Consider the following 12,186-nt stretch of genomic DNA (forward strand, 5'->3'; position numbering starts at 1 on the left):
CATGAAAGAAACAAGAGATTTTTTGACAAAGATAGGTATGCCGTCTGGAGATGCGTATAGTTTACCTACATCAGAAAAACGTTTTGAAGATGGTGGACAGTATAGATTTGAGGTGCCTGGAATTCAGTCTCCGGGAGTAATGAAGGCTTTACTGGAAGAATTGGATAAGTATGGAATAAAAATTCATCGAATTACTCAAACCAAGGGGATCATGTCCCTTCTGGATGAAGAGATAGAGAAAATGGTTGAATATGCCAATCATTGGGAGGTAGAATTAATATTAGCGATAGGACCAAGGGCAACAACCGATACCAGTGCCTCCGTTCATACCGAGGAAGGGCAAAGAATGGGATATCGTTTGAGAGGTCAGGAGCAAATTGTGAGAGCTATCGAGGATGTCAAAAGGGCTTGTCGATTGGGATGTCGTTCATTTTTGGTATATGATGAAGGATGCCTATGGCTGCTAAACCGAATGAGACAAGAAGGAGCGCTACCATTTGATTGTAAATTTAAAGTGTCAGCACATGCCGGGCATGGGAATCCATGTTCTGCAAAGTTATTGGAAAGTATAGGGGCTAATTCGGTAAATCCTGTGCGTGATATACAATTACAGATGTTGTCGGCAATAAGACAGGCTATAGATATTCCGATAGATATTCATACCGAGAATCCTAAATCTTCAGGTGGTTTTATTCGTCATTACGAAGTACCTGAAATGATTCGGATTGCTTCTCCTATCTACTTAAAAACGGGAGGATCGGTTGCGCAGACACATAGCTGGGATACGACAGAGTCTGATGCTAAGAAACGGGCAAAACAGGTCATGCTAGTAAAAAGGATTATAGACAGCTATTATCCCGAAGCAATTTGTTCTCCGAAATAAAAGAACGATGGCCAATAGACCGAAACGTTTGCTTTTACTTGGAGGGTTACGCTATCTTGTACCAGTAATCAATGCTGCCCATGAAGAGGGATATTACGTTATCACGTGTGATTATATACCGGATAATATTGCGCATGCGTATTCCGATGAGTATCATAACGTGAGTATTATTGACAAGGAAGCAGTTCTTCAATTAGCTCGGATACTGAAGATCGATGGAATTATGTCATTTGCCGTTGATCCGGGAGTGGTTACGGCAGCTTATGTTGCCGAGCAAATGGGGTTACCGGGTAATCCGTTTAAGTCAGTTGAGATATTACAAAATAAGGATAAATTCAGGTCTTTTCTTCAACAAAATCATTTTAATGTTCCCCGTTCCAAAGGATATCGGGATTTGGAGTCTTTATTGGAGGAGATGGATTATTTTTCGTTCCCGGTTATTATCAAGCCCACGGATTCCGCGGGTAGCAAGGGGGTGACGAGAGTTGACAACCCGAAGGAGTTACGGGAAGCGGTAGAATCAGCATTAAGTTGCTCTTTATCGGGAAATTTTATTGTTGAAGAGTTTATAGATAAAAAAGGATATTCTTCAGATTCTGACGGATTCTCGGTTAATGGAGAATTGAAATTTGTTTCATTTTCAGATCAAAGGTTTGATGATCGTGCTGCGAATCCGTATACGCCATCTGCATTTAGTTGGCCTGCCACGATGGAGCAGGGACATCAGGATGTGTTGAAAGATGAGATTCAGAGATTATTAACTTTATTAGGAATGCGAACTTCGGTCTATAATATAGAAACCCGAGTGGGTCAAGATAATAAGCCGTATATCATGGAGTTATCTCCTCGCGGTGGAGGAAATAGGTTATCGGAGATGCTTAAATATGCAACGGGGGAGGATCTGATAAAAAATGCAGTAAGAGCAGCTGTTGGAGATACTATAGAAAGTATGTCCTCGCCTCAGTATAACGGTTTTTGGGCAGAAATTATATTACATGGGGATAAGCCGGGTAGATTTGAACGAATAGAGATTGCGGAGGTAATAAAATCTTCGGTTGTCGAGTTGGATTTATGGATCGAGAAAGGAGATGAGATAAAAGCATTTAATGGTGCAAATGATACTATTGGAACTTTAGTTTTAAAATTCGATACACGGGAACAATTAACGGAAACGATGGATAAAACGAGTGATTGGTTAAAAGTTATTATTCAATAGTATAAACAAATTAGAATGGATAGCAGGAAGAAAGTTTTGGTACTTGGTGGCAACGTTCCTCATCGAACTTTGATTCATAAATTAAAATTAAAGGGGTATTTTATAGTCTTGATAGATTATCTGGATAATCCTCCGGCAAAAAGTGTTGCGGATGAGCATATTCAAATAAGTACGTTGGATAAAGAGAAAGTACTTGAAGTCGCTAGAAAAGTGAAGCCGGAATATATCGTTAATGTTTGCAACGATCAAGCTATCACCACTGCGGCTTATGTTGCAGAGAAGTTAGGGGTATCTTATCCTTATAGTTATGAAACTTCATTAAATATTACGGATAAAGGGCGAATGAAAAGGATTATGCGGGACAATTGCATTCCTACGGCTTGCTTTATTCATGTGAATGAAGAATTGGAAGGGAGGAGCGTGAATTTGAATTATCCTTTGGTCGTAAAACCTTCTGACACGACAGGTTCAAAAGGAGTGAAGAAAGTTACAAATGATAAGGCATTAAGCATGGCAATAAAAGATGCCTTGAATCTAAGCCCGAGTCATAATGTGATTGTTGAAGAATTTATTCCCGGCAAGGAATTTCAGATTGACTGTTTTATTCAGGATGGACTTGTCGATGTAATTATGATCCGTCAAAAGTTGAAATTTGTGGAAGGCGAAATCTCATCTCCGTTGGGGTCGCTTATTCAGATAAATTTGCCTGAAACAGAGCGTAATTTATTATATGATATTGCCACAAGGATTTCCAAAGCTTTTGGTATAAATAACAATACATTATTTATGCAAGTAATCATGAATGGTAATGAGATTAACGTGATCGAGTTTGGCGTAAGGATTGGTGGTGGGTGGAGCTACAAAATGATAAAAGAGATTACCGGATTCGATTATTTGGAAGCGGCAATGAATTCTATATTGGGCATAAAAACTCCGATTACTTATTCTTTGCCCCAAGAGTTCTATATGAGTAATTTTCTTTTTTCTAAGGAAGGTGTGTTTGAAGAGGTTGTAGGATTGCAGGAATTGAAAGAGGAGGGGGCTATCGATGATTTTGAAATTTTTCTAGAAAAAGGAAGATTCATAGACGGAGTGGTTGCGAATAGAAATAGAGTTGCTATTTATCTAGTAAAAGGCAAAACATTGAATGTGCTTTTTGAGAAGGTGCATAAAGTTTTGGATGTTTTGGATATACATGATTGTCACAAAAATTCTCTTCTATATAAAAGTATGTATGACATGGCTTTGCCAGTAATCGAAAAGAACCTATAATAATTTTTATATGCGTCATCATTTATACAATTCTGGTTTTGTATTTGTTGAGAAACCAATAGAATTTACTAAAAATACTCCGAAAGAAGTTCTGCAATATTGCTTGGGAGCTACTTTGTATATGCCTGCCATAAAGGATTTTGCAAAAGTCATCATTAATAAAGAGATGTTGGGATTAACTTCCATGGTCATGTGTTTTGAAGATGCAATCAAAGAGGAAGATATTCCTTTAGCAGAAAAAAATGCTATTTTGACTTTGGAGAAATTGTTAAGTGCAATTGATGAAGGGATCATAACTGAAAACGATGTACCGTTGATTTTTTTCCGAGTACGTACTCCCGAGCAGTTTGCAAGTTTCTCTAAACATATCCAAAAAGAACATTTAAGGATTTTTGCCGGTTTTGTTTTTCCCAAGTTTAACTCGAGTAACGGAGTGGGATATTTCGAACAGTTGAAAGCTATCGGAAATAGGCATGGGGAATTGATTTATGGTATGCCGATATTGGAAGGTCGGGAATTAGCATTCAAGGAAAGCCGTTATGATGAATTGAAAGGTGTAAAAGATATTATAGACACCAATAAGGATAGCATTCTGAATGTCAGGGTTGGTGCAACGGATTTTTCGTCATGTTTTGGCGTGCGTAGAGGAATCGATTATACGATCTATGATATGATTACTGTTCGAGAGATTTTGATGGATGTTTTGAATACGTTTGGTCGAGATAATGACTATGTGGTATCCGGACCTGTTTGGGAATACTTTTTAGCTAACAAGAACATGAAATTCACGGAAATACCGCAGCACAATATTCAAACTTCTCTTTTGAAGAGGGAGGAGATCATAAATGAAGCTGTGGACGGATTGCTGAGAGAGGTAATTTTGGATAAAGCGAATGGATTTATCGGAAAAACAATTATCCACCCGTCTCATCTGAAATACGTGAATGCTTTGCAGGCTGTAATTAGAGAGGAATATGAGGATGCTAAGCAGATACTGAATGTGTCGGGAGGCGTGGTGAAAAGTGCGAACTGCAACAAGATGAACGAGATAAAGCCTCATCGTAGTTGGGCTAAAAAAATATATATGAAAGCACAGGCTTATGGAGTTATAGAGGATGAGTCATGTTATTCATTGTTGTTTAGATAAAGAGGCAGATATGGTACAAATCGTTTATACTCCGATATCAGATGAAACAATTCGTTTGCTGGCTGTGGGTGATATGATAAAGATAACCGGCTCCATTTACACCGGGCGTGACGCGGTGCTTCCTAAAATAGTTTCTTTAATAGAGCGTGATCAAATAAAAGATACTAAAATCAATTTGCAAGGAAGTGTGATTTTTCATACGGCCGTAAGTCCGGCTGGAGTGGGACCAACGTCTAGTAATAAGTTGGAAATAGAAAGTTCTATTCCTATTTTATCAAAGGCTGGGGTGAAACTTCATTTAGGGAAGGGGGCAATTAGCGAGAGAACGGTGAAAGAATTGCAACATTATAATTCGGTTTATGCCGTGATGCCTCCCGTGACGGCATTATTGAAAAATCAGACGAATAGCGTGGAATTGATCGCTTTCCCGGAATTAGGGATGGAGGCTTTTTATACGTTGAATGTATTTGAATATCCGGCTATTATTGCCGCAGCTCATGGTAAGAGTATTTATCACGGGTAACAAGATATGTGAATGATGAATCAAGTTGTAATAGACAAGGTAAAAGAGGCTTTGATAACGGCAAGTTCTGGTTTCAGAGAAGATCAGAAAGAAGCCTATCGCAGGGCAATTGAACAAGAAGGGCATTTACAGTCTTGTTGGGTGCTAAAAACATTATTGGAAAACGCTCTTGTTGCACAGAGTAGGAAAAGTCCTTTATGTGACGATACGGGGATTCCGCATCTTTTTTTAGAAATCGGAAAAAACAATGTGCTTACCGGTGATTTATTAGAAAATATAAAAGAGGGGGTAAGAGAAGGCTTGAAATGCCTGCCCGGAAGACCGATGGCGATAAAAGGAAATACTTGTGAACGATTGGACCAGTCTGGTGGTTTGGATGATGATCCCCAAGCTTTGCAACCGGCACCTGTTTTAATAAAAAGTATAGATGAAGATATACTTCGGTTACATGTTTTGATGTTGGGTGGAGGTCCCGCGATAAGAGGAAAAACTTATCGTGTATTTCATTGGCATAACGTGAATGTTGTGATAGATGAGATTGTCGCTTGGTCTAAAGATGCAGTAGCACAACTGGGATGTACTCCGTGTACATTGGCTGTTGGTATTGGTCGCACTCAATTTGAAGCGACATCGATGATGATAGAATCCATGGTTTATGGTAATTATGGTGTGCAGAGTGAGTTGGAAAATGAAATTACCCGAAAAGTAAATGAATCGAATGTTGGAGCATTAGGCTTAGGAGGAAATGTTAGTGTATTAGCGACATTTTTGAACGTTGGTCCGCAAAGAGCGAGTGGGGTTCGAATTGTTTGCCTTCGTCCATGTTGTTGTGTTGAACCTCGAAGGGCTTGTGTAATATTATAGATAATATGAAAAAAGAGTTTTTCCGATTGTTGAGATTTTTATTGAAAAAAAGTCCTTTGTTCTCAAAATTATTTCTTTGCGCGTGGAAGTTGTTAAGGAGAAAAAATTATGATTTTATTGATATCCAAACCAAATCGTGGATTGCGGATATCTCAGATAAAGAACGGGCTAAACGTGTTCATTTTGAGATGATGCGTGACTTTTGGATTTATGGTGCATTACCGGAAGATTACGCTTTTTATAATTTTGAATATTTGAACCAGAGGGGGAAAGAACAGTATGTGACTGATAGATTGCGCTATAAGCTTTTATATCAAGTAAATGACCGGGAAGATGATTATACTTTTATTAATAAATACAAGGCATATATTACGTTTCAGCCATATTATCTGCGGGATGCCGTTCTGGTGAGAGATGAAAATGATCGTGAATTATTTGAAGATTTTTTTAAACGATATAGTGAAGTTGTGATAAAAAGGGCTGAATTCTCTAGAGGTAGAGATGTACTGCTACTGTCTTCTGACAAAATAGATGTGGAGGCAGAGTTTACTAAACTCATGGAAAATAATGACGGGCATGGGTATATTTTGGAGGAAAAGATTATTCAGAGAGAAGAAATGGCGAAATTGAATCCTTCATCAGTAAATACGGTTAGAATACCAACTTGTATCACGGAAAACGGAGTCGAAATATTCCATCCTGTAGTAAGAATGGGACGGGCTGGAAGTTTCGTGGACAATGGATCACAGGGAGGAATTTTTGCTGCGATAGATATAAAAGCAGGTATTGTTTCTTCCCCGGGGAAGGATAAAGAATGTTTTAAATATATTGTACACCCGGATTCAGGCGTACAGATTGTCGGATTTCAGATTCCCATGTGGAAGGAACTGGTGGAAACAGTTAAGAATGTGGCAATGATAGTGCCTTCAACCAAATATGTCGGTTGGGATATGGCTTTTACAGATAAAGGGTGGGTTGTTGTGGAGGGAAATAATTATGGACAATTTTTTTTACTACAAATGCCTGCAGAGCAGGGGTTCCGATACGAGTTTGAAGATCTGATGAAAATTAAATCTTAAAGAATGTGTACAGGGACGATCATTTCTAGAAACATTGCGGAAACAGGAAGACCGATATTGTTGAAACATCGGGATATATCTTTTTCCTTAAGTAATCATCGAGGAAATAGAATCGAGTATGAGTCGAGTGTCCGTTTTGGAAAGAAAGGAATTATTTCGGTCGTTGATTCTCATAGTTTAGACGAATGTAGTTCTTTATGTGGGATGAATGTTGCCGGTTTTGCGATAATTAATACTGCAACATATAATTTGGGAACAAGAGATTTTAACAATCAGATAGCACCTTCGAAATTAATGTATAAGGCATTAGCAGAATGTGAGAATGCGATAGGGTTTGAAGAAATGCTTGAGCGAACAGCTCGTAAGATGATGCCTGCTAATTATGGAATTATTGATAAGGATGGAAATGCTTTTTACTATGAAGTGGGGGAAGTTTCATGGACAAGAATAGATGTAAATAACGTAAAAGATAACCACATCACATTCACTAATTTTTCACAATCCGGAAATAAAAATAATCGAATAGGTTTGGAGCGATGCGTTACAGCAACAGCAATCATGAATGAAACAATAGAAAGGGAAAAAATAATCACCCCTCGATCTTTATTTGATCATATTTCCCGTTCTTTTCGAAATGAGTTTATAAATATTGATTTGAAAAAACAAGATAATCCGTTTGGAGATTATTTTATTGATGGAATCTTTATTCCGTTGAAAACGACAACTTTTTCTGCAGCATTTCAAGGCGGTGTGGCTTGGGTCATGTTGGGATATCCCCCTGCCAGTGTTGTTGTTCCGGTATTAATGAACCGGGAATTGCCCCCTTTTATGTGTAAATCAGGGGAGTGGCAAACAGCAGAAATTTGCAATAAGTCTTTTGAATTGAAAAAGAAAATTTTTGATATAAACGTGGGAGAAGGAAATAAGTATTTCAATTTTAATCGGCTTTACAATACGGCAGGTACGGGCTATATGCAACAAATTGAGGAGTTGGAGGATTGGATGTATGAAAATTTTGATCCAACCTTTAGCGAAATAAGTTTGGCTGATTTTTATAAGGAATATTACAATCGAATAGAGAATACGTACAATTGCATTTTGTCGGAAAAAACAAAAAATGATCAATACTCCGAATTTCGATTATGTGGATTCGATCAGAAATTCGATATAATAATACCCAGGAAAGAGTGTTACGCGAAACGTGTATTGAAAACCTTGTTAAATAAATGAATATATGCAAGACGGCAAAGAAAAAATAATATTACATGTTGTTAGTGATACATTATTTTTTGATTCTATATCCGAGAGATTTGAAGCACTGGATGGGTATAAAAATATTTACTTGTTTCGAGCTCCTAAAATAGAAATGCATGATATTAAAAGGATTCGACAAAAAGAAAAATTGATTTATACGAAATCAGAGAAAGAATGGGGCAGATATTTTGCATTGCCGGAGGTCAATATCGTTTTCTTTCACGGGTTATTTTATGATGCTTATAAATCATATAAATATATATCCAAAGATAAAAAGGTGATATGGTGGACATATGGCAAGGATCTATATGAAGCCAATAAATACGTTTCTCCCTTATTGGATTTGAAATTGTATAAAAAAGTCACAGGAAGATGTTTTCCTTGCCTCAAGAGAAAATTATTGACGGATTTATCTCGTGTTTACGGAGTTTTACGAGGGAATATACCTAGAAAAAGATGGATTAAAAGAGTTGATTATTGTTCTACTGTATTTCCAATTGAATATGTTTTGTTGAAACAATTACGATATTTCAGAGCAGAGCCTTTTATGTTGAGAGGAGTTCGAGGGTTTGGAGAGTATAAACCGGTTGTAAAGGAACAAGCGGGAGATATTATTGTTGGTCATTCGGCAACTTACACGGATAATCATTTAGACGTCATTGAGAAGATAAAGCATTGTTCCTTGCATACTAGAAAAATAATAATGCCTATTAATTATGGATATGAAGATTTTAAGGCGGTACTTAGAAAATATAAAAATATCGGAGGAGCAGAAGTCATTCATTTAGAAAAAGTTTTGCCTAGGAAAGAATATTTTGAATTAGTAGGAAATTGTACGCATGCTATTTTTGGAGCGGTTCGCCAACAGGCTGTGGGGAATATTAACGGATGTATGAAAACGGGGGTAAAAGTGTTTTTGTTCAAGGATAGCATGGACTATAAACAGTTTAAACAAGATGGATATATCATTTATTCAATAGAAGACGATCTAAATCAGGAAGAACTTGATAAACCCTTATCTCGGGAAGAAGTTTACCACAATTGGAAAACATTTTATGCAATACTTGGTTTCAACAATGCGGCAGATGTCCAAGCCAATGTGCAGAAACAATTTGATTCTTTGTATGAAAACGAATAGATTCTGGATTTTACTCTTAATATGTTTTTCTCTTTTCCCGGAAGATCTACTTGGTTGCACTTCCATTATTATTACGGGGAAATTAACTAAAGATGGTCGTCCTTTATTATTGAAACAACGGGATGGAGGTAATGAAAATAATCGAATTGAATCATTCCATGGAGAAAAATATGATTTTATAACTCTTGTAAACAGTGAATATGTGCAAAAAGATTTAGCTTGGTGTGGGATAAATGAAATGGGGCTTGCTATTACGAGTAACGCTTCCAATAATTTAGGAAACCGGGAAAATGGGGGATATAGTTCTCCTAAAGTTATATATCTTGCATTAGCTAAATGTAAGAATTTGCAAGAATTCGAGTGTTTGTTGGACAGTATTAAATTGTTTGTCCCGACGAACTTTGGAGCCATTGATGCCGGGGGGGGAGCGGCTTATTATGAAGTGGGAGAAACAAATTGGACGAAATTTGATGTTAACGATCCGTCTGTTGCACCTGATGGATATTTAGTGCGGACGAACTTTTCTTTCTCGGGAAATATGTTAGAACAAAATGGGATCGAGAGGTATCGGGCTGCCAATAAAATTGTGGCAGAACATTTAGGCAAGAAAGATTTTTCGGCAAAATGGATTTTTAATAATATCTGCCGTTCATTTCGGAGAGAAGACCTGAAACATGACCTTTCAAAACTAAGAAAGAATGTTGGTACTTCAACTTATTTTGATGAATCCAAGTATATTGCCAGTCAATATTCTGTTGCATCCGTTGTTTTTCAGGGAGTCCGGGTAGATGAATCTCCCAGAAATGCTGTCATGTGGACTCTTTTGGGATGGGCTCCAACCGGCTTTGTAGTTCCCTTGCAAGTCAATCGAATTTTACCGGCTTATGTCCAGAGCAAGAATGATACGGATCTTAATAGTATTCTCTGCGATCAATCTATTCATCTAAAAAGAAGAGTGTTTATAAAGAAAGGAAATTTAAAAGAACTTGATAAACAATTACTGTTCGGTTCTAGAGGTTTATTAAACAATATTCGAGGAATAGAGAGAAATATGTTTGGAACTTTTGAAAAAAAAGGACGAAATTTTTCTGATGAAGAATTGCATGCTTTTTATGGAAAATATAATAACGAAATAATGCATTACTATCAATATATAAAATAATTATGAAAGAATTGGTCATTATTGGAGCTGGAGGAATGGGACGCACTTTTTTTGATTGGATAAGGGAAAGTATAGGGTATGGAAAAGAGTTTATTATAAAAGGTTTTATTGATGATAACCTTCATGCATTAGATGGTTTTGAAAATTATCCACCAATGCTGGGTATGATTAATGAGTATATTCCTCAACAGAATGATGTTTTTACTTGTTCGATGGGGGGGAATGCAAAGAAAATATGTTGCGAAAAAATAGTAGCTAGAGGAGGCGTATTTAGAAATATTATTCACTCTACCGCACGTGTCGGAACTAATGTAAAATTGGGGACTGGTAATGTTGTCGGTGCTTATGTGGCATTGGGTGCGGATTCACGAATGGGGAATTACAATCTTATTCAAAGCTATAGTATTGTAGGGCATGACGCTATAATTGGTGACTGGAATCGAATCGATACACATGTGACTTGTGTTGGGGGAATAAAGATAGAAGATGAAGCGACAATACATACATCGGCTGTTTTGAATCATAAAGTTGTTATTGGAAATAGAGCAAAAGTTGCTGCTTGTAGTTTCGTCATAAGAAAAGTGAAAGAAGGAACAACTGTGATGGGAAATCCCGCTAAAATAATGAGTTTATAATTAAAAATATATAATGATGGAAATATTGAAATTTGTAGAACTGGTAGCGGAACAATTTAATGAAACGGATAGATGTGAATTTACCGCTGAAACACAATTTAAACAATTAAAGGAATGGGATTCTTTAATAGCTCTTTCTATAATTGGAATGGTTGATGAAGAGTATGGAATCACAATCCAGGGAGAGGACATTCGGAATGCCGGAACAATAAACGATCTTTTTATTCATGTAAAGGCAAAACAATAGTGGATGTGTCATATAATCCGTTTTCTCTTTCCGGTAAAGTTATTTTAGTAACGGGAGCGGCAGGGGGAATAGGGCGGGCAATAGCCGTGGAATGTGCCAAGTCTGGTGCGAGGGTAATTATGACGGATATCAATGAAGAAGGGCTGAAGGAAACTTTAGCTTCCCTTGATAATAATTCCGGTCAAGAACATATTTATTATAGGGCAAATCTTACAGAGGAGCGGGAAATAGCAGAGTTAATCACGTTTATTCCCGGTCTGGATGGATTTGTTTGTAATGCCGGAGTGATGAAACTGGCGTTAACACAGTTTATCACGACAGATGAGATCGAGAGAATTCAACGTATTAATTTAATTGCTCCGATGTTATTGACTAAATATCTCGTGAAAATGAGAAAAGTCAGTAAGGGTTCTTCTTTAGTTTTCACGGCTTCGGCGGGTGGTGTTTATCGTGTTTCTCCGGGGAATGCAATTTATGCGACCACAAAGTGTGGGGTCGATGCATTTATGAGGACAGTGGCTTTGGAACTAGGTCCTCGGGGAATCAGATGCAATAGCGTTAATCCCGGTATGGTAGAAACAAATTTAACTCATGCCGGTCAGTTTACAGATGAACAGCGTCAAAAAGAGTTATTGAATTATCCATTGGGGAGATTTGGTAAGCCGGCAGATGTGGCTTTGGCTATTATTTATCTATTATCAGATGCTTCATCTTGGGTAACAGGTACGGCTTTAAAGATAGATGGTGGCATGACTTTAAGCTAACG

The 12,186-nt window shown here is 37.4% G+C and carries 13 protein-coding genes; all 13 read left to right on the plus strand.

Translation table 11 applies throughout. From position 1 onward, the window contains the following. The first annotated feature begins 1 nt into the window (after window position 1). From BN8899_RS11125 to BN8899_RS11185, 13 genes are read left to right on the plus strand one after another with little or no spacing between them, the layout of a single operon-like run. A complete protein-coding gene (locus tag BN8899_RS11125; RefSeq protein WP_018337454.1) occupies window positions 2-883 on the plus strand; it encodes a hypothetical protein in 882 nt (293 codons plus the stop codon). Window positions 884-890: 7 nt separating this feature from the next. Continuing rightward, entirely contained in the window at window positions 891-2,099 is a 1,209-nt protein-coding gene (locus BN8899_RS11130) for an ATP-grasp domain-containing protein (protein ID WP_065219489.1), read from the plus strand. Between the two features lie 15 nt (window positions 2,100-2,114). After that, a complete protein-coding gene (locus BN8899_RS11135) occupies window positions 2,115-3,371 on the plus strand; it encodes an ATP-grasp domain-containing protein (RefSeq protein ID WP_065219490.1) in 1,257 nt (418 codons plus the stop codon). Window positions 3,372-3,381: 10 nt separating this feature from the next. Then, on the plus strand, window positions 3,382-4,518 hold the full coding sequence (locus tag BN8899_RS11140) for an HpcH/HpaI aldolase/citrate lyase family protein (RefSeq protein WP_018337451.1): 1,137 nt from the start codon (window positions 3,382-3,384) through the stop codon (window positions 4,516-4,518). Between the two features lie 10 nt (window positions 4,519-4,528). Further along, window positions 4,529-5,041 carry a fumarate hydratase C-terminal domain-containing protein gene (locus BN8899_RS11145; protein WP_065220696.1) on the plus strand — a complete coding sequence of 171 codons (513 nt, stop codon included), beginning with the start codon at window positions 4,529-4,531 and terminating at the stop codon, window positions 5,039-5,041. A gap of 12 nt (window positions 5,042-5,053) precedes the next feature. Continuing rightward, window positions 5,054-5,905 (plus strand): fumarate hydratase, encoded by an 852-nt coding sequence (locus tag BN8899_RS11150; protein ID WP_231932333.1) that lies wholly within the window; start codon window positions 5,054-5,056, stop codon window positions 5,903-5,905. Window positions 5,906-5,910: 5 nt separating this feature from the next. Further along, window positions 5,911-6,984, plus strand: a complete 1,074-nt coding sequence (locus BN8899_RS11155) for a sugar-transfer associated ATP-grasp domain-containing protein (protein ID WP_065219492.1) — start codon at window positions 5,911-5,913, stop codon at window positions 6,982-6,984. 3 nt (window positions 6,985-6,987) lie between these two features. Next, on the plus strand, window positions 6,988-8,214 hold the full coding sequence (locus BN8899_RS11160; RefSeq protein ID WP_065219493.1) for a hypothetical protein: 1,227 nt from the start codon (window positions 6,988-6,990) through the stop codon (window positions 8,212-8,214). Window positions 8,215-8,218: 4 nt separating this feature from the next. Next, window positions 8,219-9,376 (plus strand): TDP-N-acetylfucosamine:lipid II N-acetylfucosaminyltransferase family protein, encoded by a 1,158-nt coding sequence (locus BN8899_RS11165; protein WP_065219494.1) that lies wholly within the window; start codon window positions 8,219-8,221, stop codon window positions 9,374-9,376. Beyond that, the gene (locus tag BN8899_RS11170) at window positions 9,363-10,538 is read left to right on the plus strand and encodes a carcinine hydrolase/isopenicillin-N N-acyltransferase family protein (RefSeq protein ID WP_065219495.1); all 1,176 of its coding nucleotides are present in this window, start codon (window positions 9,363-9,365) and stop codon (window positions 10,536-10,538) included. The genes BN8899_RS11165 and BN8899_RS11170 overlap by 14 nt, the downstream gene beginning before the upstream one ends. A 2-nt stretch (window positions 10,539-10,540) precedes the next feature. Further along, entirely contained in the window at window positions 10,541-11,173 is a 633-nt protein-coding gene (locus BN8899_RS11175) for a PglD-related sugar-binding protein (RefSeq protein ID WP_065219496.1), read from the plus strand. Between the two features lie 16 nt (window positions 11,174-11,189). After that, the gene (locus BN8899_RS11180) at window positions 11,190-11,420 is read left to right on the plus strand and encodes an acyl carrier protein (RefSeq protein ID WP_018337443.1); all 231 of its coding nucleotides are present in this window, start codon (window positions 11,190-11,192) and stop codon (window positions 11,418-11,420) included. Between the two features lie 5 nt (window positions 11,421-11,425). Further along, window positions 11,426-12,184 carry an SDR family NAD(P)-dependent oxidoreductase gene (locus tag BN8899_RS11185; RefSeq protein ID WP_026207450.1) on the plus strand — a complete coding sequence of 253 codons (759 nt, stop codon included), beginning with the start codon at window positions 11,426-11,428 and terminating at the stop codon, window positions 12,182-12,184. The last annotated feature ends 2 nt before the right edge of the window (window positions 12,185-12,186 follow it).

The sequence above is a fragment of the Butyricimonas sp. Marseille-P2440 genome (assembly GCF_900091675.1).
Classification (GTDB): Bacteria; Bacteroidota; Bacteroidia; order Bacteroidales; family Marinifilaceae; genus Butyricimonas; species Butyricimonas synergistica.